The sequence below is a fragment of the Curtobacterium sp. AB7 genome, assembly GCF_044909335.1.
Taxonomy (GTDB): Bacteria; Actinomycetota; Actinomycetes; order Actinomycetales; family Microbacteriaceae; genus Curtobacterium.
This window is the reverse complement of sequence record NZ_JBIYED010000002.1, coordinates 275669-298986: the sequence shown is the minus strand read 5'-3', so window position 1 is coordinate 298986 and position 23318 is coordinate 275669. Positions and strand designations below refer to the sequence as shown.

General features: G+C 71.6%; 23 protein-coding genes. 12 read left to right on the top strand and 11 right to left on the bottom strand.

Annotated features, from left to right (window positions below; all coding sequences use genetic code 11):
- Nucleotides 1-49: 49 nt before the first annotated feature.
- Genes ABH929_RS07420 through ABH929_RS07410 form a run of 3 tightly spaced genes read right to left on the bottom strand, consistent with a single transcriptional unit; the run spans nucleotide 50 to nucleotide 3098 of the window.
- Nucleotides 50-1036, bottom strand: a complete 987-nt coding sequence (locus tag ABH929_RS07420; RefSeq protein ID WP_404560695.1) for a sugar kinase — start codon at nucleotides 1034-1036, stop codon at nucleotides 50-52.
- Nucleotides 1033-1878 (bottom strand): IclR family transcriptional regulator, encoded by an 846-nt coding sequence (locus tag ABH929_RS07415; RefSeq protein WP_240347750.1) that lies wholly within the window; start codon nucleotides 1876-1878, stop codon nucleotides 1033-1035. The genes ABH929_RS07420 and ABH929_RS07415 overlap by 4 nt, the downstream gene beginning before the upstream one ends.
- On the bottom strand, nucleotides 1878-3098 hold the full coding sequence (locus ABH929_RS07410) for an alanine racemase (protein ID WP_263091303.1): 1221 nt from the start codon (nucleotides 3096-3098) through the stop codon (nucleotides 1878-1880). The genes ABH929_RS07415 and ABH929_RS07410 overlap by 1 nt, the downstream gene beginning before the upstream one ends.
- A 159-nt stretch (nucleotides 3099-3257) precedes the next feature.
- Between ABH929_RS07410 and ABH929_RS07405 the strand changes: the two genes are divergently transcribed.
- Entirely contained in the window at nucleotides 3258-4667 is a 1410-nt protein-coding gene (locus tag ABH929_RS07405; RefSeq protein WP_263091304.1) for an MFS transporter, read from the top strand.
- A 163-nt stretch (nucleotides 4668-4830) separates the two neighbouring features.
- Complete coding sequence (locus tag ABH929_RS07400; protein ID WP_111084345.1) at nucleotides 4831-5607, top strand: endonuclease/exonuclease/phosphatase family protein; 777 nt, start codon at nucleotides 4831-4833, stop codon at nucleotides 5605-5607.
- Nucleotides 5608-6067: 460 nt separating this feature from the next.
- On the opposite strand, the gene ABH929_RS07395 is transcribed toward ABH929_RS07400, so the two are convergent.
- From ABH929_RS07395 to ABH929_RS07385, 3 genes are read right to left on the bottom strand one after another with little or no spacing between them, the layout of a single operon-like run.
- Complete coding sequence (locus tag ABH929_RS07395; RefSeq protein WP_111084480.1) at nucleotides 6068-6685, bottom strand: methionine ABC transporter permease; 618 nt, start codon at nucleotides 6683-6685, stop codon at nucleotides 6068-6070.
- Nucleotides 6686-6735: 50 nt separating this feature from the next.
- Nucleotides 6736-7776: a methionine ABC transporter ATP-binding protein gene (locus ABH929_RS07390; RefSeq protein WP_404560693.1), complete on the bottom strand. Its 1041-nt coding sequence runs from the start codon at nucleotides 7774-7776 to the stop codon at nucleotides 6736-6738.
- Entirely contained in the window at nucleotides 7776-8729 is a 954-nt protein-coding gene (locus ABH929_RS07385) for a MetQ/NlpA family ABC transporter substrate-binding protein (RefSeq protein ID WP_404560691.1), read from the bottom strand. Before ABH929_RS07385 ends, ABH929_RS07390 begins: the two co-directional genes overlap by 1 nt.
- A 147-nt stretch (nucleotides 8730-8876) precedes the next feature.
- Between ABH929_RS07385 and ABH929_RS07380 the strand changes: the two genes are divergently transcribed.
- Entirely contained in the window at nucleotides 8877-9371 is a 495-nt protein-coding gene (locus ABH929_RS07380; protein ID WP_404560689.1) for a 2'-5' RNA ligase family protein, read from the top strand.
- A gap of 157 nt (nucleotides 9372-9528) precedes the next feature.
- Here the strand turns inward: ABH929_RS07380 and ABH929_RS07375 are convergent, their stop codons facing one another.
- The 3 genes from ABH929_RS07375 to ABH929_RS07365 form a co-directional block, all read right to left on the bottom strand.
- Complete coding sequence (locus ABH929_RS07375) at nucleotides 9529-10776, bottom strand: FAD-binding protein (protein ID WP_404560688.1); 1248 nt, start codon at nucleotides 10774-10776, stop codon at nucleotides 9529-9531.
- 41 nt (nucleotides 10777-10817) lie between these two features.
- Nucleotides 10818-12299, bottom strand: a complete 1482-nt coding sequence (locus tag ABH929_RS07370) for an MDR family MFS transporter (RefSeq protein WP_111084340.1) — start codon at nucleotides 12297-12299, stop codon at nucleotides 10818-10820.
- Between the two features lie 132 nt (nucleotides 12300-12431).
- Nucleotides 12432-12713 carry an acylphosphatase gene (locus ABH929_RS07365; RefSeq protein WP_228511574.1) on the bottom strand — a complete coding sequence of 94 codons (282 nt, stop codon included), beginning with the start codon at nucleotides 12711-12713 and terminating at the stop codon, nucleotides 12432-12434.
- A gap of 166 nt (nucleotides 12714-12879) precedes the next feature.
- Between ABH929_RS07365 and ABH929_RS07360 the strand changes: the two genes are divergently transcribed.
- The 7 genes from ABH929_RS07360 to ABH929_RS07330 all read left to right on the top strand — a co-directional run bounded on the left by ABH929_RS07360 (nucleotide 12880) and on the right by ABH929_RS07330 (nucleotide 19548).
- The gene (locus ABH929_RS07360; protein ID WP_404560687.1) at nucleotides 12880-13578 is read left to right on the top strand and encodes an NrtR DNA-binding winged helix domain-containing protein; all 699 of its coding nucleotides are present in this window, start codon (nucleotides 12880-12882) and stop codon (nucleotides 13576-13578) included.
- Nucleotides 13579-13586: 8 nt separating this feature from the next.
- Nucleotides 13587-14858, top strand: a complete 1272-nt coding sequence (gene nadA / locus ABH929_RS07355; protein ID WP_404560685.1) for a quinolinate synthase NadA — start codon at nucleotides 13587-13589, stop codon at nucleotides 14856-14858.
- Between the two features lie 44 nt (nucleotides 14859-14902).
- Nucleotides 14903-16603 carry an L-aspartate oxidase gene (locus ABH929_RS07350; protein ID WP_404560684.1) on the top strand — a complete coding sequence of 567 codons (1701 nt, stop codon included), beginning with the start codon at nucleotides 14903-14905 and terminating at the stop codon, nucleotides 16601-16603.
- Complete coding sequence (gene nadC, locus ABH929_RS07345) at nucleotides 16600-17478, top strand: carboxylating nicotinate-nucleotide diphosphorylase (protein ID WP_404560682.1); 879 nt, start codon at nucleotides 16600-16602, stop codon at nucleotides 17476-17478. Before ABH929_RS07350 ends, nadC begins: the two co-directional genes overlap by 4 nt.
- A 2-nt stretch (nucleotides 17479-17480) precedes the next feature.
- Nucleotides 17481-18674, top strand: a complete 1194-nt coding sequence (locus ABH929_RS07340) for a cysteine desulfurase family protein (protein ID WP_404560680.1) — start codon at nucleotides 17481-17483, stop codon at nucleotides 18672-18674.
- A gap of 93 nt (nucleotides 18675-18767) precedes the next feature.
- Nucleotides 18768-19034, top strand: coding sequence for a hypothetical protein (locus ABH929_RS07335; RefSeq protein WP_404560679.1), 267 nt, complete (start codon nucleotides 18768-18770; stop codon nucleotides 19032-19034).
- A 223-nt stretch (nucleotides 19035-19257) separates the two neighbouring features.
- Nucleotides 19258-19548, top strand: coding sequence for a hypothetical protein (locus ABH929_RS07330; RefSeq protein ID WP_404560678.1), 291 nt, complete (start codon nucleotides 19258-19260; stop codon nucleotides 19546-19548).
- Here the strand turns inward: ABH929_RS07330 and ABH929_RS07325 are convergent.
- On the bottom strand, nucleotides 19508-20020 hold the full coding sequence (locus ABH929_RS07325; RefSeq protein ID WP_404560677.1) for an MSMEG_6728 family protein: 513 nt from the start codon (nucleotides 20018-20020) through the stop codon (nucleotides 19508-19510). The genes ABH929_RS07330 and ABH929_RS07325 overlap by 41 nt on opposite strands.
- 89 nt (nucleotides 20021-20109) lie before the next feature.
- Here ABH929_RS07325 and ABH929_RS07320 point away from each other — a divergent pair, with 89 nt between their 5' ends.
- Complete coding sequence (locus ABH929_RS07320; protein WP_404560675.1) at nucleotides 20110-20706, top strand: NAD(P)H-dependent oxidoreductase; 597 nt, start codon at nucleotides 20110-20112, stop codon at nucleotides 20704-20706.
- Between the two features lie 340 nt (nucleotides 20707-21046).
- On the opposite strand, the gene aroQ is transcribed toward ABH929_RS07320, so the two are convergent.
- Nucleotides 21047-21490 (bottom strand): type II 3-dehydroquinate dehydratase, encoded by a 444-nt coding sequence (gene aroQ, locus ABH929_RS07315; RefSeq protein ID WP_123313893.1) that lies wholly within the window; start codon nucleotides 21488-21490, stop codon nucleotides 21047-21049.
- Nucleotides 21491-21632: 142 nt separating this feature from the next.
- On the opposite strand from aroQ, the gene ABH929_RS07310 reads away from it, so the two are divergent.
- Nucleotides 21633-23303, top strand: coding sequence for a sodium:solute symporter family protein (locus ABH929_RS07310; RefSeq protein WP_111084328.1), 1671 nt, complete (start codon nucleotides 21633-21635; stop codon nucleotides 23301-23303).
- Nucleotides 23304-23318 lie beyond the last annotated feature (15 nt).

Sequence of the window (23318 nt, the reverse complement as noted above, 5' to 3'; positions counted from 1 at the left end):
CTTCCTCGAGTGGTGGTGTTCGGCGGACACGGTGTGGGGAGACACGGCGTCAGCGGTCGACGCGGTCGTGCACGGTGTGGTCGGTGTGGTCGGTGTCCGACGGGTCCGGGGCGTGGTGCAACGCGGCTGGGTCCGGACGGCGCCAGTCGCTCTCGACGGTGCAGGCGAGTGCACCGGCGTCGGCGGCCCGGTCGAGGGCCTCGGCGGCGTCCGCTCCACCCAGGCTCGCTGCGAGCCAGCCCGCGACGAACGCGTCACCGGCACCGACCGGGTCGACGACGCGCACCGGGGTCGCGGGCCGACGGACGAACACGCCGTCGATCGACGCCACGGCACCGCGGGAGCCGAGCTTCACGACCGCGCGGCCCCGTGCCAGTGCGGCGAGTTCGTGCGCGAGTGACTCCTCGTCATCGTCCTGGTCCTCGCGGCCGAGCACGAGCCGGGCCTCGTCGTCGCCGGCGAACACCACGGCGGCCCTTGCTGCGACGGCCCGGTACCGGTTGCGTGCAGCGTCGGCGCCGATGAGCTTCGGCCGGTGGTTGACGTCGAACGACACCGGCACACCGGCGGCGGACGCCCGGTCGAGCGCTGCGGTCACGGTGTCGTGTGCGGACTCGGAGAGCGCGAGGGTGATCCCGGTGACGTGCACGAGCGCAGCGGTCTCGACGACGCCGCCGGGCAGGTCCGTCGCGGCCAACGCCGAGCCGGCCGAACCCCGGCGGTGGTAGGTCACCCGGGTACGGCCGTCGAGCAGCCGCTCCTTCATCATGATGCCGGTGGATCGCTCGGTGTCGGGGACCGCGAGCACGTCGACGCCCTCACCACCGATGTCGGCGGTGACCCGGTCGCCGGCGGGGTCCGTGCCGACCCGACCGATCCACGTGGCCGGCACCCCGGCGCGGACGAGGCCGATCGCGACGTTGCTCTCGGCGCCGCCGGTGTCCACCCGCATGTGCTCCAGGTCCGGCACCGCGCCGACGTCGCGCCCGGTCAGGAGCAGCATCGTCTCGCCGAACGTCAGCACCGAGCCGGTCACCGGGCACCCCGCGCGAGGGCGAGCTGCGCCGACGAGGACCCGAGCGCGACGGAGATCTCGTGGGCGGTCCGCACGACGCCGTCGCCGAGTTCGCGGACCGCTGCTGCGGGGAACCGCGAGGCCAGCCCGGAGATGCTCATCGCGCCGACCACCTGGTTCGCGTGGTCGAACACCGGGGCGGCGACGCACCGGATGTCCGGCTCGTTCTCGCGGTCGTCGATGCCGTAGCCCCGTCCGTGCGTGCGGTCGACCTCGTGCCGCCAGCGGTCGTCGTCCGTGATGGTGTGCTCCGTCATGACCTGGGCCGGCTCGGCGAGCACGCGGTCGAGCAGCTCCGGTTCACCGAACGCGACGATCGCCTTGCCGGAGGCCGTGTTCCGCATCGGCAGGCGGTTCCCGATCCGGGAGCCCATGCGGACGGTGCCGCGGGTCTCGACCTTGTCGACGTAGACGATGTCCGTGCCGTCCGGCACGACCAGGTGGCACGTCAGCCCGGTCTGCTCCGCCGTCCGACGCAGGAACGGCGCGGCGGCGGAGCGCAGGTCGATCCCCTCGAGGTAGCTCTGCCCGAGCAGCAGCGCGCCGAGGCCGAGCGTGAACCCGGCGTCCGGGGTGCGGCGCAGCAGGTCGTTCTCGAGCATCGGGGCCGTCAGGCGGAGCACCGTCGACTTCGAGGCGCCGAGCTCGGTGGCCAGCACGGACAGGCTGACGGACACCGCGCCGCTGCGGGTCCGGTCGGCGATGCAGTCGAGCAGGCGGAGCCCACGACGCAGGGACAGTGCGGCGTTCCGGGCAGGACCGTCGCCGTCCGTCGGCACCGGGGCCGCGGTGGTCGCGCGCATCAGAACCACGTCGCGATCGTCCGGAGCACGGTGTCGTCGTCGGCCAGGACGTGCACCTGCCGCCACTTGTCGAACACCGTGCAGGGGTGCGAGATGCCGAACACGACGACGTCACCGGGCGTCAGCTCGGGGGCACCGTCCGCCAGCGCGAGGTAGCAGTGCTGGTCGTCGAGGCGGGTGACGGTGACCGCCCCGGGCGGCGGGACGACCTGTGTGGCGCCCGCCGGGCCTCCTGGCAGGGCCGGCCGCACCGACCGCACCACCGGCAGCCCTTCGTCGAAGGAGATGTCGCGCTTGCCCACGGCGACGAACGCGAGCCCGGGCTCCGGGCAGGACGTCACGCGTCCCCAGACCTCGATCGCGGCGACGAGCGAGCCCTCGGCCGGGTGGCGGCCGAACGGCGTGCGCTCGGCGTAGAAGCCGTCGTCGTGGGTCAGGTACGCACCAGACCGCAGCAGCACGTCGAGGTCGTCGGTGCGGTGCGCCACCGCGTCGACGACGGCGTCGAACCAGGCGCTGCCGCCCATGCTGAGGAGCCCGCGACCGTCGACGAGCCCGCGGACGTCCTCGGCGACGTCGAGCACGCCGGCGACGTACTCGCGGGCAGCGTCGACGCCGGGCAGCCCGCCCTCGTACCCGGAGACACCGCGGAGCACGAGCCCGGCGTCGTGGGCGAGCAGCGCGAGGGCACGAGCGTCGTCGGGGGAGCGGACCCCGGTGCGCCCGCCCGGGAACCCGAGCTCGACCAGGACGTGCAGCTCGCCGGCGACGGTGCTCTGCGCGGCGACGGCGGCGGTGACGCCCGCTGCGGAGTCGACGTAGCAGAGGACGTCGGCGTCCGGGTCGACCGTGCGCCGCGACCCGAGCCAGGCGAGGCCGGCGGGGTCGAGGACCTCGTTCGCGACCAGGATCCGGTGCACCCCGTGCTCCCACGCGACCATCGCCTGCTGCACGGACGCGACCGTGACGCCCCACGCTCCGGCGTCGATCTGCCGCGCGGCGAGGTCGGGCGCCATGTGCGTCTTCATGTGCGGCGCGAACAGCAGCCCGTGGCGGTCGACGTAGGCCTGCATGACGGCGGTGTTGTTCGCCAGGGCGGACTCCCGCACGGTCATCACGGGCAGGTGGGCGTGGTCGAAGACGTGGTGCGGAGTCCCCGCTGCCGGGTCCCAGGCGCCCTTCGTGGTCACGGTCCCGGTCGTCGTGTCGGCGTCGGTCATCGGTGAGCCTCCTGTCGTCGCGCAGCCTCCACGCTCGCGCTCGGCGGACCCGCGGGGCAACGCACTGGTGCGCATCATTCTGCAATGCACAACACGATCGGGGAACCTCCCGACACCATCCCCGCGCGACCCGGCACCGGGCATAGCCTTTGACGCGACATGGCGACGACGATGACGACACCCAGACGGCGGACGGGCAGCACGGCGGTCGCCGTGCTCGTGGCGGGGACCTTCTTCATGGAGCTCCTCGACGGCACGATCCTGGCGACCGCGGCGCCCGCGATGGGGCGTGACCTCGGCGTCGACTCGGCCGCCGTGGGCGTCGCGATCACCGCGTACCTGGTCACCCTGGCGGTCTTCATCCCCGTCTCGGGCTGGCTCACCGACCGGATCGGGTCCCGCACCGTCTTCGCGGGTGCGATCGCGCTCTTCACGATCGCGTCGGCACTCTGCGCGATGTCGACCGGCCTCGTCGACCTGACGCTCTGGCGCATCCTGCAGGGGCTCGGCGGTGCGCTCATGGTGCCCGTCGGCCGCCTCGTGGTGCTCCGGAGCGCCGGGCGCGAGCAGCTCGTCACGGCCATCGCGATCCTCACCTGGCCCGCCCTGGCCGCGCCGATCATCGCCCCGTTCATCGGCGGCGTGCTCGTCGACACCTTGACGTGGCACTGGATCTTCCTGATCAACATCCCGCTCGGCGTCATCGCGTTCGTCGCCGCGCTCGTGCTCGTCCCGCAGGAGCGCGCCGCGCAACGCGTGCCGTTCGACTGGTTCGGATCGCTGCTCGCGTGCTTCGGCCTCGGGTCGCTCGTCGTGATGGCGTCCCTGCTCGCACTCGACGTCATCCCGGTCCTGGCCGTCGTGGTGTCCGGTGTCGTCGGGGCCGTCTGCTGCTGGTTCGCGATCCGGCACTTCCGCCGGGCACCGCACCCGATCATGGGGCTCGAGGCGTTCCGCCTCGAGACGTTCCGGGTGTCGCACGCCGGCGGCAGCCTGTTCCGCCTGGCGGTCTCCGCGGTGCCGTTCGTGCTCCCGCTGCTGTTCCAGGACGCCTGGGGCTGGAGCGCCGTGCTCGCCGGGTCCGCCGTGCTGTGGGTCTTCGTCGGCAACCTCGGCATCAAGCCGATGACGACGCCGTTCCTGCGCTGGTTCGGCTACCGCCCGGTGATCATCGTGTCGAGTGCGATCGCTGCGCTGACCGTCGTCGCGATGGCGTTCATGACCGAGGACGCCCCGTTCTGGCTGCTCGCGGTGCTGCTCGTCGTCAGCGGCGCCGCCCGCTCCGTCGGCTTCACGGCGTACAACACCATCGCCTTCGCCGACGTCGAGCAGGCCGACATGACCCCGGCGAACACGCTCTCGTCGACGCTGCAGCAGACCGCCGCCGGGTTCGGCGTCGCCGTCGCAGCGGTGGTGATCCGCGCGGCCGGCGGGCTCGGTGGCGACGGTCCGTACACCGTCGCGTTCTGGGTGATCGCGGCGCTGCTCGCCGTCGCGTGCGTCGAGGGCATCCTGATGAGCCGCACAGCGGGGGACACCGTCCGGCCCGCCCGCCGGGTCCGCGTCTGACCCGCGCGGTTCCGCGCAGCCCAGCGCCCGGCTCGCGGCTGTCCGTTTCCGTCACGGTCACACGCGCGAAACCCGACAGGCGTTACAGTCTCAGCATCCGTTTGCGAACGCCGAGTACGGTTGCCGCGGCAGGGTGACCGGACCACCCGGACAGGAAGGCAGCATGGCCGCGCCAGAACAGCAGAGCACGATCGCCACCGACGCAGGCGTGCCGCCCACTGCCCTCCGGGTCGTCAGCTACAACCTCCGGGAGCACACCGCGAACGGGGAACTCGCCGCCCTGGCCGAGGCCTCCGACGCCGACGTCCTCTGCGTGCAGGAGTGCGACAGCAACGACCTCGCGCCGTCGATCGGTGGGCTCTCGCTCGCCGCGTCGACCCGCACGAACCGCCTCGGACTCGCCATCTACAAGCGCGACGACCGCTTCGAGGTGCAGGACTTCAGCATCCACTCGCTGCAGAAGTCCCTGCACGACCGGGTCCTCGCACCCGCGCACGAACGGCTCATCGCGATGCACCTGCGCGACACCGAGGCCGATGCCGAGGTCGTCGTCGCCTCGTTCCACGCCTCACCCCTGACCGCGACGAACTCCCTCCGCCGCAAGCAGATCGAGGCGGCGCACCAGTTCCTCCGCGAGCTCGCGAAGGACGTCCCCGCGGTCATGGTCGGCGACTTCAACTACCCCTGGTTCCAGACGAACCTTCGTCGCAAGATCGAGCAGGGCGGGTTCGCACTGTCGCTGTCCGACCAGCCGACGTACCTGCGCTACCGCAAGTTCACGGGCCACTTCGACTTCGCGACGAGCGTCGGGCTGCACATCGCCGGTGTCGAGACCCTGCCGGCGGGCATCTCCGACCACCGTCCGATCCTGGTGCGCGCGCACTACGAGCACCCCGGAGCGACCGGCACGATCGAGACCGTGGAGTCCCCGGCCGCCTGACCCGCGCAGCCTGACCCGCGCAGCCTGACCCGCGCGGCCTGCGCCCGCCGCGCCCTCCCCGCTGCCTCGAGGTTCCGAAATCTCGGCATCTCGGCGCTCGCAGCGGGCGTTCGTGGACCTCGGCGGATCGCGTCCGGCGAGTCGTGGAACCTCGGCGACCGGAACCGAGCAAGAAGGGCATCGAGCGGCGCCGAAGCTCCGCGTGCCACGCCCGCTGCCGCCGAGGCTCCGAGATCTCGGAACCTCGGGAGCCCCAGCGTGCGTGCGTGGAACCTCGGCGGACGTGAGCGGCGCGTCGCGGACGCCCCGTGACCGCTCGGCGGACGACGCCGGGCGCGCCCGCAACGCGGCAACGCACTGGAGGCCCGGTGCCGGTTCCAGGAACCGGCACCGGGCCTCCAGGCAGTCACGACCACGGCATGTGCCGAGGTCGCAGCACACCGCGGACGGCGCGCCCGCGTCAGCGTCGCAGGGTCGCGCGCGCCAGCCGGTTGCCGACGAACTGGCCGAGCTGCACGATGACGACGATCGCCGCCACCGACACGTAGACGATCCACCAGTCGTACCGCTGCGATCCGTAGGTGATCGCGTACTCGCCGAGTCCACCGCCACCGATCAACGCACCCTGCGCCGTCATGTCGACGATGCCGATGTAGATGAACGTGTAGCCGAGGATGAGCGGCCCGAGGCCCTCGGGGATCAGGACGGTCAGCAGGATCGAGATCGGGTGCGCACCCGATGCTCGCGCCGCCTCGACGACGCCGGGGTCGACCGCGAGCAGGTTCTGCTCGACGATGCGCGACACCGCGAAGGCCGCTGCCAGCGAGATCGCGAAGGTGACCGCGGGCACGCCGATCGTGGTCTGCACCACGACGCGCGACAGCGGGGCGATCGCGGCGAGGAAGATCACGAACGGGATCGGCCGGACCAGGTTCACGACGACGTTGATGATCGTGTACGCGGTGCGGTTGCCGAGCAGGTTGCCGGGCCGGGTCGCGTAGAGCAGCAGCCCGAGGGCGAGCCCGATGACGCCGGCGATGACGAGCGACACGAGCGACATCACGATGGTGTCGCGCATGGCTGCGAGGAAGACGTCGAACGTGTCGATCACGCTCTGGAACGAGTTGTTCACGCTGCTGCCTCCTCGTCGGTCGTGACGCCGTCGGCGCGCAGTGCGGCGACGGCGCGGTCGATGGTGGCGGAGTCGCCGGCCGTCAGCTCGTAGGTGAGCGAACCGATCCGCCGCTCGCGGATCTCGCCGACCCCGCCGTAGACGAGCTCGGCGGTGACCCCGGCGGACCGGAACACGGCGTCGATCCGGTTCTGCAGCCCGGCCTCGTCGGTGATCTGCACGGTCACCAGGCGACCGGGGTGACGCTCGCGCAGGCGAGCGAGCGTGTCGACCGAGGGGCGGTCATGCAGCGCGGTGCGGACGAACCGCTGCGCAGCACCCGTCTTCGGCGCGGAGAACACGTCGTAGACGTCCCCGACCTCGACGACGCGACCCTGCTCCATCACGGCGACGCGGTCGGCGATCTGGCGGACGGCGTCCATCTCGTGCGTGATGACGATGATCGTGACGCCGAGTTCCTCGTTCACCCGGCGGAGCAGCCCGAGCACCTCGGACGTGGTCTCCGGGTCGAGGGCGCTCGTGGCCTCGTCGGCGAGCAGCAGGTCGGGCGACGCCGCGAGGGCCCGCGCGATGCCGACGCGCTGCTTCTGACCGCCGGACAGCTGCTCCGGGTAGGCGTGGGCGCGTTCGAGGAGCCCGACGAAGTCGAGCAGCTCGGCCACGCGGCGGTCCCGCTCGTCCTTCGGCACACCGGCGACCTTGAGCGGGTACGCGACGTTGCCGGCGATGGTGCGGGACCGGAACAGGTTGAACTGCTGGAAGATCATCCCGATGTTGCGACGCGCCAGACGGCGATCCCGCTCGGGGATCGCCGTCAGTTCCTTGCCCGCCACGGTGACCGTCCCGGAGCTGGGGAGCTCGAGGGCGTTCACCAGACGGACCAGGGTGGACTTGCCGGCACCGGAGTACCCGATGACGCCGAGGACCTCTCCCTGGTGCACGTCCAGGGAGACGTCCTCGACGGCCACCACGGTCTCGCCGGTGTCGGCGCGGCGGTAGTGCTTCGAGACGCCGCGGAGTTCGACGAGGACCGGCACTACTCCGCTGCCGCCTTCGCGTCGGACTCGACCGTCGCGAGCTCCTTCTGCAGCGAGGCGGCGCTCTCGTCGCTCGGGACGGCGTCCGGGTAGTCCTTCGCGAAGACCTTCTGCACGGCGTCGTCCTGGAACAGCTTCGCCAGGTCGAGGTACGTCTTGTTGGTCTTGTCGGCGTCGCGGACGGCGAAGACGTTCACGTACGGGGCGGCGGAGGCGCTCTTCGGGTCGTCCTGGAAGATCGCGTCCTTGGTGTCGAGCCCGGCCGAGGTGGCGTAGTTCACGTTGACGATCGCGCCCTCGACGGAGCCCTGCTGCAGGGCGTTCGCGGTCTGCGAGGCGTCGAGCGTCTGCACGTCGACCTTGTGCGAGGTGATGTCGGCCGTGGTCGAGAAGGCGTTGCCGCCGTCCTTGAGCTCGAGCAGGTCGGCGGCCTGCAGGACCAGGAGCGCACGGGCCTCGTTGATGGCGTCGTTCGGGATGGCGACCTTCGCGCCGTCCTCGAAGTCCTTGACGTCGGAAACCTTCGTCGAGTAGAGCGGCAGCGGGTAGACGGCCGTCGCGCCGATCGGCTGCAGGTCGTCGTCCGAGGTGACGTTGTAGTTCGCCAGGTACTGGATGTGCTGGAACTGGTTGATGTCGATCTGCTTGTCCTTGAGCGCAGGGTTCGGCAGCGAGTAGTCCGAGAAGTTCTGGAGCTTGACGGTGACGTTGAGCTGCTCCTTGGCGGCCTTCACGTAGGTGTTCCAGTAGGGCAGCGACTTGTCCGAGACGCCGATGGTGACGGTCTTCGGGGCGGCGTCACCGGCGGCAGCGCCACCGCTGTCGCCACCGGAGCGCACGACTCCGACGATGACGGCGACGACGATCGCCACGACGACGATGACGGCGGCGATGATCCAGCCGATCGGGCGCTTGCCCTTCGGCTTCTCGGGCAGTGCGGGGGCTGCGGACATGCTGGTGCTCCTCGTGGGCCGTGCTGTGCGGGGGAGCCGCGTCGGGTACGCGGCGTGGAGTCGAGTGTGACGGGCGCGGGTCCCCGGTGCGAGTTCGGTTCCGCCGTGTTACATCGCCGTCACGGGGTGCGTTGGTTCACTCGGTACGTGCGCAGCATCGAACTCGTCCTCGACGGCCCCTCCGACGCGGCGGTCCGGGCGCTCTGGCAGGCCCTCGTCGCCGCGGAGCTGCCGAGCCTCGGCCACTCGGGCACGAACGACCCGCACGTCACCCTGGTGGCCGGCGAGGCCGTTCCCGTGCCGCCGGACCTCGACGTCGCGGTGCCCGAGACCCTGCGCGTCGCCGGTGTCCTGCTGTTCCCCGCCGGCCCTGGTCGGCACGTGCTCGGCCTCGGCGTGGTCGTCGACGAGCCACTCGCCCGCTTCCACCGCGCGGTCGACGCCGCCGCTCCCGGCTCGCTCGACTCGTCGCTGCCGGGTCGTTGGGCACCGCACGTCACCCTCGCTCGGCGGATCCGCGACGTCGACCTGCCGGCGGCGCTCCGGGTCCTCGCTGCGGACGCGCCCCTGCCCGAGGTGCTCACCGTGGGCGGTCTCCGGCACTGGGACGGGGACGTGAAGGTGGTCACCCGACTGCGCTGACGCGCGCTGCGGACCGGCACCGGGCCTCCCGGTCGCGACGCACCTGCGGAACCAGGTTCCGGACACGGAACTGCGCGATCGCGTGGTGCTGTGTCCGGAACCTGGTTCCGGGGCAACGGGGCAACGGGGCAACGGGGCGTCGGACGGGAGGCCCGGGTCAGGCCCGCAGCACCCGCTCGCCGAACGCGGATGCGAACGTCCGGTCCGGGTCGGCTCGTGCGATCAGCGCACGGACGTCCGCCACCCGCGGGTACAGCTCCGCGATCGCGTCGCCGTCGAGCGAGCTCATCTTGCCCCAGTGCGGTCGCCCGTCGAACGGTGCGAGCCGCGCCTCGAGGTCGGGCAGCAGTGCAGCGACCGCCTCCGGGTGCTTCTGCCAGGTGAACGCGATGCAGAGCACGTCCTCGCCCTGGGTCGGGCTCAGCCAGAGGTCGTCGGCCGCCATCGTCCGGAGCTCGCACACGTGCAGGTGCGGCTGGATGCGGTCGGCCAGCCCGCGCAGGGCGTCGAGCGCCGCCGCCGCGTGCCGGAGCGGGACGAAGTGCTCGCTCTGCACCTCGGACCCGTGGCTCGGCACGGACTCGATGGGGAAGTGCGGCAGCCGGTTCCACCACGGCCCCACCGAGCCGTCGCGCGCCGTGTGGTGGCCGTCGCCGGGGGAACCCGGCAGCCGGGGTGCGCCGAACAGGTCGTCCGGCACGGCGACGTCGTCGGCGCCGTCGGGCACCCGGGACTTCACGAGCGCCTCGCTGATCTCGTCGCCGAACACCGTGTAGGCGCACACCGAGTACCCGGCTGCGTGGACCGCGGCGACGTGGTCGGTGAACGTGCTCCACGGGAACGGCCCGTACGAGTCCTGTCGCATCCGGTAGGTGGGTTCGAGGTCGAGCGTGACCCGGGTCACGATGCCGAACAGCCCGAGGTGCAGGGCGGTGCCGGGGAACGCCGGGTCGGAGCGGTCGACGGTCCGGAGCGTACCGTCGGGCCCGAGCAGTTCGAGGGACCGGACCGCGGTGCTCAGCGAGCCGAGGGTGGTGCCGGAGCCGTGGGTGCCGGTGGCGACCGCGCCGCCGACGGAGATGTGCGGGAGCGAGCCGAGGTTGTGCAGCGCGAACCCGGCGCGCTCGATGTCGGGAGCGACGACTCCGTAGCGGGTGCCGGCTCCGAGGGTCGCCGTCCGCTGGTCGGGGTCGACGACCAGGTCGGTGGGGATCGCGGTCAGGTCGAGCAGGACCCCCGGTGCGTCGGCGGCGTCGTTGAACGAGTGCCGGGTGCCGAGCCCGTGCACCCGGGGGGAGCGTGCGACGACCTCGGCTGCTTCGTCGATCGAGCCCGGTCGGAGCACCTGCTCGGCCGTGTAGGTGACCGTGCCGGACCAGTTCAGTTCGCTCGCCGTCGACCGCATGCCGCCCACGATGCCACGTGGACCCGTGGGCGGCACCGCGGTCAGTGCGCGGGCGGGGGCGTCGGCGCGCCCTCGGGCACCGCCGGACGGGTGACGAAGACCGATGCCAGGATGCCGAACAGCGAGATCACCGCGCCGACCAGGAACGCGGTCTTCACGCCGGAGGCAGTCGCTGCGGCCACGGCGTCCGCACCCGCGCCGGTCGCTGCCGTGGCGGCGCCGATCGTGAGCAGGGTGACGAACAGGGCGGTGCCGGCGGCTCCGGCGAGCTGCTGCGCCGTGCCGAGCACCGCGCTGCCGTGCGAGTAGAGCTTCGGGGGCAGGCCACCGAGTGCCGCCGTGAACAGCGGGGTGAAGGTGAGCGCCAGGCCGATGCTCAGGACGACGTGCGCGCCGAGGACGAACCACACGCTGGTGTCCACGCCGACCGTGGAGAGCGCCCAGAGCACCGCGCTGACGATGATCGAGCCGGGGATGAGCAGCACGCGCGGTCCGCGACGGTCGTAGATGCGTCCGACGATGGGGGAGAGGAGCCCCATGAGCAGCCCGCCGGGGAGCAGCAGCAGTCCGACGTTCAGGACCTCGAGCCCGAGGACGCGCTCCAGGTAGATCGGCAGCAGGATGAGCGTGCCGAACATCGCCATGAAGCTCAGCGCCATCGCGACGATCGGGACGGTGAAGCCGCGGGTCTGGAAGGTGCGCAGGTCGAGCAGGGCGCTGTCGGTGCGCTGCAGGCGGGTCTGTCGGAGGATGAACACCGCCAGGGCGACGGCACCGACGACGAGCGCGGTGACCGGGACGAAGAGGCCGGTGGTGCCGGCCTCGCCGATGCTGGACAGGCCGTAGACGATCCCACCGAACGCGAACGCGGACAGGATCACCGAGAACACGTCGAGCGGTGCCCTGCGGGGCGTCGAGACGTTGCGGACCTTGACCATGCCGAGGATGAGCGCGGCGATCGCGATCGGCAGGACGAAGCCGAACAGCCAGCGCCACGAGAACGCGTTGAGGATGAGCCCGGAGATCGTCGGGCCGATGGCCGGTGCGACCGAGATGACGATCGAGATGTTGCCCATGATGCGGCCACGGTGGGCCGGGTCGACGAGGGTGAGCACCGTCGTCATCAGGAGCGGCATCATGATCGCGGTGCCGCTCGCCTGGACGATGCGGCCGACGAGCAGCAGCGTGAACCCGGGTGCGAGCAGGGCGATCAGGGTGCCGGCCGAGAACAGGCCCATCGCCCAGACGAAGACGGGGCGGGTGTTGAACCGCTGCAGCAGGAACCCGGTGATCGGGATGACGACCGCCATGGTGAGCAGGAAGCCCGTGGTCAGCCACTGCCCGGTCGCCGCACTGATGTCGAGGTCGTCCATCAGCCGCGGCAGCGCCACGCCCATGATCGTCTCGTTGAGGATGACGACGAACGCGGACACGAGCAGCAGCCCGATCACGAGACGGGTCTCGGCAGCGGTCGGTTGCGAGACGCTTCCCGTGCGGGGGGCGGAATCGACGGCCTGGGTCATGCGGGAGCTCCTGGTGGATCACGACTGGTGGAACGAGGTGGCGCAGGACGCGCAGACAGGGCAACCGCCTGAGTGGATTCGATTATTCCGCTCCGCACCGACATCCGCACGGGAACGGTCGGTGCGACCGGGTCAGTGCAGGATCGCGAACCCGTCGGCGTCGCCGTGCGGTACGACCGGCCGGAGCTCGACGTCCGTCACGGTGGCCGACGGCGGCCCGCTCCGCAGGCACTCCATCAACGTCTCGACCGCGACCGACGGCCCCTCGGCCTCGACCTCGACGGTGCCGTCCCAGAGGTTCCTGGCGTACCCGACGAGGTCGAGCCCGTCGGCCTTCCGTGCCGTCCAGTACCGGAACCCGACCCCCTGGACGGTCCCCGACACCACGGCATGCATCCTCGTCACCGTCGTCATGGTGCTCACCGTATCCACGCGGGGCGTCCCGGAGTTTTCGGCCTCGTGACGATCTGTTTCCGGTTCGTGACGACCCGGAGTCCCGCACGGGCGCAACACACCGCCCAGCGGTGATAGTGTCATCGCAACCCGAACACTTCGAGTCACACTGACATTAAGGTCCGCCATGGACGAAGCAGGCATCCGCGTCGCGGTCTCGACGGTGATCGTCGCGCTGCGCCCGCACCCCGACACCGGGGTGCCGGCGCTGTGGATGCCGCTGGTACGCCGGGTGGCCGAACCGTTCGAGGGGTCGTGGGCACTGCCCGGCGGCTGGGTCGGCGTCGACGAGGGACTCGAGGACTCCGCCGCAGCCCGCCTGCGCGAGACGACGAACGTGCAGCCCCGCTACCTCGAACAGCTCTACGCGTTCGGCGACGTCGGCCGCTCACCGAGCCGGGTGGTGTCGATCGTGTACTGGGCGCTCGTGCACCCGGACGAGGCGAACGTCGTGCCGGACGACTGGAACGTCCGCTGGTTCCTCGCCGACGAGCACCCGCCGCTCGCCTTCGACCACGACCGGATCGTGGAGTACGCGCTCTGGCGGCTCCGCACCAAGATGTCGTACTCCCGCATCGCCCAGGCCTTCCTGGGGGACCGGTTCACCCTCGCCGAGCTGCGCGGGGTGTACGAGGCGGTGCTCGGGCGCGCGCTCGACCCCGCGAACTTCCGTCGGCAGGTCGAGAAGACCGACGCGATCCTGCCGACCGACGAGACCACGAGCGGGGGTCGGCACCGTCCGGCCCGGCTGTACCGCTCGAACCCCGACCTGGCCTACGCGGACAACGGCCCGCTGCAGCAGGGCACACGACCGCAGAACCGATAGGAACCACCGTGTCCATCGCGACGACCATCGACCTCATCTCGAACGGCAAGGCCGGCGGCAGCACCTGCACGCCCGACCTCGCCATGCCGACGTGGGACTTCGACTCCCGGCCCGGGTACGGCCCGGGCTCGTCGATGACCGACGTCATCCCGACGAGCGCACCACGGCAGGGCGTGCTGCCGGAGGAGTACAAGACCGCGCCGACCGACGAGCTGCACGCGCGCATCGAGCGCGCGAAGGCCACGCTCGGCGACCGGGTCGTCGTCCTCGGGCACTTCTACCAGCGCGACGAGGTCGTCCGGCACGCGGACTTCCTCGGTGACTCGTTCCAGCTCGCCAACGCCGCGCTGACGAAGCCCGACGCCGAGGCCATCGTGTTCTGCGGTGTGCACTTCATGGCCGAGACCGCCGACATCCTGGCCCGCGACGACCAGCGCGTCATCCTGCCGAACCTGGCCGCGGGCTGCTCGATGGCGGACATGGCCGACATCGACAGCGTCGAGGCCGCCTGGGCCGAGCTCACCGCCGTCTACGGCACCGAGCCCGACGCCGATGGCCGGGTGCCCGTCATCCCCGTCACCTACATGAACTCCGCTGCCGACCTCAAGGCGTTCTGCGGGCGCAACGGCGGCATCGTCTGCACCAGTTCGAACGCCGCGACGGTGCTCGAGTGGGCGTTCGAGCGCGGGCAGCGCGTGCTGTTCTTCCCCGACCAGCACCTCGGTCGCAACACCGCCAAGGCCATGGGGATCAGCACCGACCTGATGCCGATGTGGAACCCCCGGAAGCCCCTGGGCGGCAACGAGGAGAGCGACCTCGAAGCGGCGAAGGTCATCCTCTGGCACGGCTTCTGCTCGGTGCACCGTCGCTTCACGGTCGACCAGATCGACCAGGCCCGACGCGAGCACCCCGGCGTCCAGGTCATCGTCCACCCGGAGTGCCCGATGGCCGTCGTCGACGCCGCCGACCACGCCGGCAGCACCGACCTGATCCGGAAGACCGTCGCCGCGGCCACCGAACCGACCACGTTCGCGATCGGCACCGAGATCAACATGGTGAACCGGCTCGCCGCCGAGTACCCGCAGCACACGATCTTCTGCCTCGACCCGGTCGTCTGCCCGTGCTCGACGATGTACCGGATCCACCCGGGCTACCTCGCCTGGGTGCTCGAGGCCCTGGTGCGCGGTGAGGTCCTCAACGAGATCGTGGTCCCCGCCGAGGTCCAGGCCGACGCCAAGGTCGCGCTCGAGCGCATGCTGGCGGCCAAGCCCCGCGGCTGAAGCCCGATCCCGATCCCGATCCCGAACGACCGAGGGAGACCACCGTGCACGTCGTCATCGTCGGCTCCGGCATCGCCGGACTGACCGCAGCGATCCGTGCCAGCGCCGTCCACGACGTCACGCTGGTGACGAAGGGCGCGCTCGCCGACAGTGCCACCGCGTACGCCCAGGGCGGAGTCGCGGTGGCGCTCGGCGCCGACGACTCGCCGGCACTGCACCAGGCCGACACCCACGTCGCGGCGGCCGGCAGCGCGGACGCGCGCGCCGTCGAGGTCCTCTGCAGCGACGGACCGGCCCGCGTCCGCGACCTGCTCGCCCTCGGTGTGCCGTTCGACCGCTCGACCGATCCGGCGAGCCTCGACCGGTACGGCGACGACCTGGCCCGCGGGCGCGAAGCCGCACACGGACGCTGGCGCGTGGTGCACGCCGACGGCGACGCGACCGGCGCGGCGATCGAGCGCACGCTCATCGACGCGCTGCACCGCCAGCACGTCACGATCCTCGAGCGCACCTGCCTCACCGACCTCGTCGTGCGCGACGGCGCCGTCGTCGGCGTCGACGTCCTCGACCTGCTCGGCGAACCCCGACGGATCGACGCAGACGCCGTCGTGATCGCCTCCGGGGGAGCGGGACACCTGTACCGCGAGACCACCAACCCGCTCGTGGCGACGGGGGACGGCGTGGCCGCCGCGTGGCGTGCCGGAGCGGTGGTCGCCGACCTGGAGTTCGTCCAGTTCCACCCGACCCGCCTCGCAGTACCGGACGGCGGGCTCGTCTCCGAGGCCGTCCGCGGCGAGGGAGCCGTCCTCCGCGACGCGCGCGGACGCCGCTTCATGACGGCGGTGCACCCGGACGCCGAGCTCGCTCCGCGCGACGTCGTCGCCCGCGGCATCGCCGCCGCCGTCCGCGACCAGGGCGGCGCACCCGTGCTCCTCGACGCCACCGGGCTCGGCGCGGACTTCCTGACCGGACGCTTCCCCGGACTCACCCGGGCCACCCGCGCGGCCGGTTTCGACTGGACCCGCCAGGGCGTGCCGATCTCGCCGGCGGCCCACTACTCGATGGGCGGCATCGCCACCGACGCCGAGGGGCGCACCAGCCTCCCGGGGCTGCTGGCCGTCGGCGAGGCCGCCTGCACCGGGGTCCACGGAGCGAACCGTCTGGCCTCGAACTCCCTGCTCGAGGGACTCGTCTTCGCGGTCCGCGCAGCGGACGCGGTCGCCGGATCCCGGCCCGGCCTGCTCCGCCTGCGGGGGAACGCAGACCTGCGCGTGACCAGCGTTCCCCGAGCGGCGGAGGTGATCCGCGCCTCTCCCCACCTGCTCGGCCGTCACGCCGCTCCGCAGGCTCCGCAGCGCGCCGGAACCGGCAGGCGTGGGCCCAGTCAGACCTGGCCAGGAGGCCCGGATCACCGCGACGGGTCCACCGACGTCCGCCAGGCGGTCCAGGCCGTCATGACCGACCGCGTCGGGCTGCTGCGTGACGCGACCGGACTGGCGAGCGCCCGGTGCGACCTCGACTCGCTCACCGCGCCCGCCACCGGCGGCGTGCGCGAGCACGAGGACCGCGCACTGCTCGACCTGGCACGGCTGGTCGCGCTCGCCGCCGAGACCCGCACCGAGTCCCGCGGCGCCCACGCCCGCACCGACCACCCCGACACCGATCCAGCAGCCCCGGCCTCGTACGCCTGGGTCGCCGAGACGGTCACTCGACACATCGCCGTCCCGCAGGAGGTTCCCGCATGACCATCGACCCCGGCACCATCCCGCCGCACGCCCTGCGCCGCGTCATCGAGAGCGCGCTGGAAGAGGACGCGCCCTGGGGCGACGTCACCAGCGAGACGCTCATCCCGGCCGACGCGACCGCGACGGCGACCCTCGCGGCCCGTGAACCCGGGGTACTGAGCGGCGGGACCGTCTTCGTGGCCGTCATGCACGCGGTCGACCCGTCGATCCGGGCGACCGTGCACGCCGACGAGGGGGACGCGTTCACCGCCGGTGACACGCTCGCCACCGTGACGGGGTCGGCGCGTTCGGTGCTCCGCGCCGAGCGGGTGGCGCTGAACCTGGTGCAACGCATGTCGGGCATCGCCACCGCCACCGCGGCCCACGTCGCGGCCGCAGCGGGCACCTCGGCGCGCATCGTCGACACCCGGAAGACCACGCCCGGCCTCCGCGCCCTCGAGCGGTACGCCGTGCGCTGCGGCGGCGGCCACAACCACCGCACGTCGCTGTCCGACGCCGTGCTCGCCAAGGACAACCACCTGGCCGTGCTGCTCGCCGGTGGCATCGGCATCGGTGACGCGATCACCGCAGCACGGCAGCGGCTCGGGCACACCGTGCACGTCGAGGTCGAGGTGGACCGCATCGACCAGATCGAGCCAGTCGTCGCAGCGGGCGTCGACACGATCATGCTCGACAACTTCACGCCGGCCGAGCTCGCGACGGGTGTCGGCATCGTCGCGGGTCGCGCGCTCGTCGAGGCGTCGGGCGGGGTGTCCCTCGACACCGTCGCGGCCATCGCCGCGACCGGGGTCGACGTCATCTCGGTCGGGGCGCTCACGCACTCGGCCCGGGCGCTCGACCTCGGGCTCGACATCGCGGTGGCGGCCGGGGACTGACCGTGTTCTACCTGGACCGGGCGGCCACGACCCCCGTCCGCCGCGAGGTCCTCGAGGCGATGTGGCCGTACCTGACCGGGGTGTTCGGCAACCCGTCGTCGACCCACGGCGTCGGGGACGAAGCCGCACGCGGGCTCGCGGCCGCACGGGCCACGGTCGCCGGGGTGCTCGGCTGCCGCCCGGCCGAGGTCGTCTTCACCACGGGTGGGACCGAGGGCGCGAACACCGCGGTCAAGGGGATCGCGCTGGCAACCCCACGCGGACGCCACGTCGTCACGAGTGCGATCGAGCACGAGGCCGTGCTCGAGAGCTGCGCGTACCTGGCACGCTTCCACGGCTTCGACGTCACGGTGCTGCCCGTCGCGTCGGACGGGCTGGTCGACCCGTCGGTGCTGCGCGCGGCGCTCCGGCCGGACACGACCCTCGTGTCGATCGCGCACGCCGACAACGAGATCGGCACCGTGCAGGACGTCCCGGCGCTCGCCGCCGAGGCCCACGCGGTCGGCGCGCGCTTCCACACCGACGCCGTGCAGTCCGCGCCGTGGCTGCCGGTCGGGCTCGACGTGCTCGGGGTCGACGCGCTTTCGCTGTCCGGGCACAAGCTCGGTGCTCCGAAGGGGACCGGGGTGCTCCTGGTCCGCTCGGGGGTCCCCGTCGAACCCCTGCTGCACGGCGGGGGACAGGAGCGTGGCCGACGCTCCGGCACCGAGGACGTCGCCGGCGCGGTGGCGGTCGCGACGGCGCTCGGGCTGGTGGCCGCCGGCGGAGCTGCTGCCGCCGGTGGTGCTGCTGCCTCTGGTGGTGCTGCTGCCGCCGGTGCTGCTGCTGCCTCCGCCGCCGCGACGACCGTCCGTGACGCCGTGCTCGACGGGGTGCTCGCCGCCGTCCCCGGCGCGTTCGTGACCGGATCGCGCGAGCACCGACTGCCCGGGCACGCGTCGTTCTGCTTCCCCGGGGTCAACGGCGAGACCGTGCTGCTCGAGCTGGAACAGCGCGACGTCGTGTCCTCGTCCGGCAGTGCCTGCGCCGCCGGCAGCACCGAGGCGTCGCACGTGCTCACCGCGCTCGGGATCCCGGACGAGGTCGCCCGCACCGCGCTCCGCCTCACCTTCGACGGTTCCCTCGGCGCCGAGGACGTACCGGTCATCGTCGGAGCGGTCGCGGACGCCGTGGCCACCGTCCGCGCACTCGGCTGAGACATCGCACCCATGGTGTACTAGACGTTCTACTCCATGAGTGGGGTCGTGTCCCCCCTTATGCGGACACGGAATGTGCGCCAGAGTGTCCACATGGCAAACGTGATGATCGCCCGGACACGACGGGACGACCGCTTCCGAGCGGTGCAGCTCCTGCCCGCACCGGCGACCCTCGTCGCGCTCGCCCTGGCTGCGCAGCACGACCTCGGCACCGCCCCCCTCGGGCTGATCGCCGCCGTCGGAGCCCTCGCGACCGTCGGGAGCGCCCTGCTCCCCATGATCCGACCCGCCGCCGCTCGACGATCGATGCCCGCACCGATCGAGACGGACCGGTACCGAGAGGACACCGAACACCCTTGAGGTCCGACACCGCCCGGCTCCTCCCGTGACCCGGCCGGTGCCCCAGACCGGATGCCGATACCCCTGATCGACATCCGGAGCGGGGCGCGACGTTCCCCCTGTCGTCGCGTCCCGCCACACACCGCGACCCGCCGTGGGCCGACGTCGACCCCCTGAACGACGTCCGTTCCCCTGCAGCCCACGGCGGGCTCCCGGTGTCTCCCGCTCCCGCTACCGTCGGGGCATGCCCTCGTACCGTGTGACCATGGCGATCGGCGCGCTCGCCGCCGGCACCGCGCCCGACGCCGTCCTGCCCGCTGCGGCCCGGCTGGTCGCCGAGCACGCGGTGGTCGAGGCGCAGGACGTCCGCCTGCTGCGTGGCGTGCCGTGCGCGGTCGTCCGGTTCGAGTCGGACGACGACGCCGGGGCAGCGGTCGTACGCGACCGGGCCGTGCACGGCCTGCGCGACGTGGTCGAGATCCGCTCCGACGTCGTCACGCGCCGCGACGGTGCGCGGTGGATCCCGGTGGCGTGACGGCTGCGGCCGTGCTGCCCGGGGCGTCCGGCGTGCCCGGCCAGACGTAGTCCAGGTCGTCTGGTGCGTCCGGGAAGAGTTCGCGGTAGTGCTCCGGCGCCTTCTGCACCAGCTTCGAGCGGTGTGACGCGTGCAGGACCTCGTCGTCGTTCCACGGCGGGATCGGGACGTCACCGCGCTCGTACGCCGCCAGGTCCTCCGGCACCCGCCCGAGGTCCAGCAGCGTCTTCTCCAGGCAGGTGTCCACGTGCCCGCGCTCGATCCACACGCTGCAGGTCGCTTCCTGGTAGGCCATCAGCGCCGGACGGTAGCCGCGCCACATCGCGGTGACCGGGTGGTGCTGCCAGCCGTACCCCGGCAGTGTCAGCGCCCGCATCACCTGCAGGGTCTCCACGCGCTGCTTCCCGAGGCGCCGGTCGTCGAGGACCTCGGCAGAGGCCTGGAAGTCGGCGTACGGCAAGAACGTCTGCATGCCGCGGGACGGTACCCGCGGGGCCTGACACCCGACACATGTCGTCACACGCGGACCGCCCCGGCGGTGGGCGTGTGAGCATCGACCACATGAGTGGAGAACTGGTCGTCGGCGTCAGCGGGAGCCCTTCGGACCCCTCGAGGACGTCCACCCTGGTCGCCGCCACGGTGGCGCGCCTCGGGCAGGAGATCGAGGGTGCCCGCACCGAGACCATCGAGATCGGCCCGCTCCTGGCCGACCTCGGTGCGGCAACGTCGCGCGAGGCGATGTCCGAGCGCACCCGCGCGGCACTCGAGACCGTCGAGGCCGCGGACGTGCTCGTCGTCGGCAGCCCGGCGTTCCGCGCCGCCTACTCGGGCGCGTTCAAGCTGTTCTTCGACTGGATCGGGCAGTACGACCTCGTCGACACCCCGGTCCTGCTGACCGCCACGGGCGGCAGCGATCGCCACGCCCTGCTCGTCGAGCACCAGATGCGCCCGCTGTTCGGCTTCTTCCAGTCGACGACGCTGCCGATCGGGGTGTTCGGCAACGAGCGCGACTTCACGAAGCGCGAGGGCGGCTACGACATCGGCAACGTCGACCTGGAACTCCGCATCGACCAGGCGGTGCGCCGGGCGATCCCGATCATCCGCGGGGGCTTCGCCACGGCCGGCCTGACCGACGTGCGGCGCCCCGCCGACTTCTGAGCCGGGGCCTTCGGGCCTGGCGCACCCGGGCGTGCCTGGCGTTTCCGGGCGTGCCTGGTCGGAACTTCTCATCAGGTACGCCCGCTTCGACCTTGCATCGCAGATGTCGTGGGAAAGAACGCCTACGGAGCGGGGACGGGTGACCGCACGGTCTCCGTCGTGAGGAACGCGACGTGCGCGACCGCCAGGTTCCACGACTTGCCGTCCGCGTGACGCCGGGGTTCCGCGACTTGCCGTCCGCGTGACGCCGGGGTTCCACTCCGGGCCGGGTGACGGCGCCGAGGTTCCGAGATCTCGGAACCTCGGCGGGGCGAGAACCGCCCGTGCAGCGTGACGGGCGTCAGGCGATCAGGGACGCGACGTGCGCGACCGCCAGGCGGTAGCCGTCGGCGCCCGCGCCGGCGATGACCGCCGTCGCGGCGGTGGCGACGTGGTCGACGTGCCGGAAGGGCTCGCGCTTCCACGTGTTCGACAGGTGCACCTCGACGACGGGGACGGACAGCGCCTCGACGGCGTCGTGCAGCGCGACCGAGGTGTGCGCGTAGGCCGCTGGGTTGATCACCACGGCGGCGAAGTCGTCGAGGGCCTCGTGCAGCCACTCGACCAGTTCGCCCTCGCGGTTCGTCTGGCGGAAGTCCGCGTCCAGTTCGTGCACGGCCGCCTCGGTGTGCACGATCGCCTCGAGCTCGGCGAGCGTCACGGTGCCGTACTGCTCCGGGTCGCGCCGCCCGAGGATGTCGAGGTTCGGTCCGTTGAGGACGAGGATGCGCGCCTGGTCGGTCATGAGGCGAGCCTAGCGATCGCGGGCCACGGGCTGCCGTCGGCGGACACATGCCTCGGCTATGTGAACGGTCACAATTCGGTGTAACGTCTCCGTCCGGGTCGGCGGAGTTGTCGACTGCAACACACTGACGTGGAGATGTTGAATGGTTCTCGCTGCAGCGAACGAAGGGATCCGGCTCGACTTGGGCTGGGTCGACTACCTGATGATCATCGTGTACTTCGCGGTCGTCATCGGGATCGGGTTCACCGCCCGCAAACAGGTCCGGACGAGCATGGACTTCTTCCTGTCCGGGCGCTCGATGCCGGCGTGGATCACGGGCCTGGCCTTCGTGTCCGCGAACCTCGGTGCGACCGAGATCCTCGGCATGGCCGCCAACGGAGCCCAGATCGGCATGGCGACCCTGCACTACTACCTGGTCGGCGCGGTGCCGGCCATGGTGTTCCTCGGGCTCGTGATGATGCCCTTCTACTACGGGTCCAAGGTCCGATCGGTGCCGGAGTTCATGCTCCGCCGCTTCGGCAAGGCCCCGCACCTCGTCAACTCGATCGCGTTCGCGGTGTCGAACGTGCTCATCGCGGGCATCAACCTCTACGCCATGGCCATCGTCATCGAGGCGATGCTCGGCTGGCCGGAGTGGCTGGCCATCGTCGTGTCCGCCGGTTTCGTGCTCGTCTACATCACCCTCGGCGGGCTCTCCAGCGCGATCTACAACGAGGTCATGCAGTTCTTCGTGATCATCGCCGGGCTCATCCCGCTGACGATCGTCGGTCTGCACCGCGTCGGCGGCTGGGACGGGCTCAGCAAGGCGATCACGGAGACCCAGGGCGTGCAGCACCTGCAGGCCTGGGCCGGCACCGGCTTCGGTGACGTGACCAACCCGATCGGCGCCAACTGGCTCGCGATCGTGCTCGGCCTGGGCTTCGTCCTCGGCTTCGGCTACTGGACCACCAACTTCACCGAGGTGCAGCGCGCGTTCTCGGCGAAGAACATGTCCGCTGCGCGCCGGACCCCGCTCATCGCCGCGATCCCGAAGCTGTTCATCCCGGCCATCGTCGTGATCCCCGGCCTCATCGCCGCGGCGGTCGTCGGCAACCAGTTCGCCGACGGCTCGCTCACCTACAACGACGCGATCCCGAAGCTCATCCAGATGTACCTGCCGACCGGTGTGCTCGGGGTCGCGGTGACCGGCCTGCTCGCGTCGTTCATGGCCGGCATGGCGGCCAACGTCTCGTCGTTCAACACCGTCTTCACGTACGACATCTGGCAGCGCTACATCAAGCCGAACATGCCGGACATCCACTACCTGAAGACCGGTCGCTGGGTGACCGTCGTCGGCGTCCTGGTCGGCATCGCGACCGCGTTCATCGCGGCCCAGGCGTCGAACATCATGACGTACATGCAGACGCTGTTCTCGTTCTTCAACGCGCCGCTGTTCGCCGTCTTCATCCTCGGCCTGCTCTGGAAGCGGATGACCACGCAGGGTGCGCTCTGGGGCTACGTGCTCGGCATCGTCACGCCGACGATCACCTGGATCGCGTACCTCGTGAACCCGGACCTGTTCGCCACCGCGACCGCCGAGACCCTGTACGGCGCGATCATCTCGTTCGTGACCGTCCTGATCGTCGGGTTCGTCGTCTCGATGTTCACCACCCCCAAGGACGAGAAGGAGCTCGGCGGTCTGGTCTACGGCATCGGCAAGATCGACCTGCACGGCGACTCCGTGGCGACCGACACCGCCTGGTACCGCTCGCCCGCACTGCTCGGCACCGTCGCACTGATCCTGTGCGTCGTCCTGTACCTGCCGTTCCTCTGATCCGCGAAGGAGATC

Excerpts from the sequence above, each read along its gene's own strand:
- ABH929_RS07385 (WP_404560691.1), bottom strand. The coding sequence starts at position 8,729 with ATGTCCGCAGCCCCCGCACTGCCCGAGAAGCCGAAGGGCAAGCGCCCG.
- ABH929_RS07325 (WP_404560677.1), bottom strand. The coding sequence starts at position 20,020 with ATGCAGACGTTCTTGCCGTACGCCGACTTCCAGGCCTCTGCCGAGGTC.
- ABH929_RS07395 (WP_111084480.1), bottom strand. The coding sequence starts at position 6,685 with ATGCGCGACACCATCGTGATGTCGCTCGTGTCGCTCGTCATCGCCGGC.
- ABH929_RS07410 (WP_263091303.1), bottom strand. The coding sequence starts at position 3,098 with ATGACCGACGCCGACACGACGACCGGGACCGTGACCACGAAGGGCGCC.
- ABH929_RS07320 (WP_404560675.1), top strand. The coding sequence starts at position 20,110 with ATGAGTGGAGAACTGGTCGTCGGCGTCAGCGGGAGCCCTTCGGACCCC.
- ABH929_RS07335 (WP_404560679.1), top strand. The coding sequence starts at position 18,768 with ATGGCAAACGTGATGATCGCCCGGACACGACGGGACGACCGCTTCCGA.
- ABH929_RS07370 (WP_111084340.1), bottom strand. The coding sequence starts at position 12,299 with ATGACCCAGGCCGTCGATTCCGCCCCCCGCACGGGAAGCGTCTCGCAA.
- aroQ (WP_123313893.1), bottom strand. The coding sequence starts at position 21,490 with ATGACCGACCAGGCGCGCATCCTCGTCCTCAACGGACCGAACCTCGAC.
- ABH929_RS07375 (WP_404560688.1), bottom strand. The coding sequence starts at position 10,776 with ATGCGGTCGACGGCGAGCGAACTGAACTGGTCCGGCACGGTCACCTAC.
- ABH929_RS07415 (WP_240347750.1), bottom strand. The coding sequence starts at position 1,878 with ATGCGCGCGACCACCGCGGCCCCGGTGCCGACGGACGGCGACGGTCCT.
- ABH929_RS07365 (WP_228511574.1), bottom strand. The coding sequence starts at position 12,713 with ATGACGACGGTGACGAGGATGCATGCCGTGGTGTCGGGGACCGTCCAG.
- ABH929_RS07400 (WP_111084345.1), top strand. The coding sequence starts at position 4,831 with ATGGCCGCGCCAGAACAGCAGAGCACGATCGCCACCGACGCAGGCGTG.
- ABH929_RS07310 (WP_111084328.1), top strand. The coding sequence starts at position 21,633 with ATGGTTCTCGCTGCAGCGAACGAAGGGATCCGGCTCGACTTGGGCTGG.
- ABH929_RS07360 (WP_404560687.1), top strand. The coding sequence starts at position 12,880 with ATGGACGAAGCAGGCATCCGCGTCGCGGTCTCGACGGTGATCGTCGCG.
- ABH929_RS07330 (WP_404560678.1), top strand. The coding sequence starts at position 19,258 with ATGCCCTCGTACCGTGTGACCATGGCGATCGGCGCGCTCGCCGCCGGC.
- ABH929_RS07405 (WP_263091304.1), top strand. The coding sequence starts at position 3,258 with ATGGCGACGACGATGACGACACCCAGACGGCGGACGGGCAGCACGGCG.
- nadC (WP_404560682.1), top strand. The coding sequence starts at position 16,600 with ATGACCATCGACCCCGGCACCATCCCGCCGCACGCCCTGCGCCGCGTC.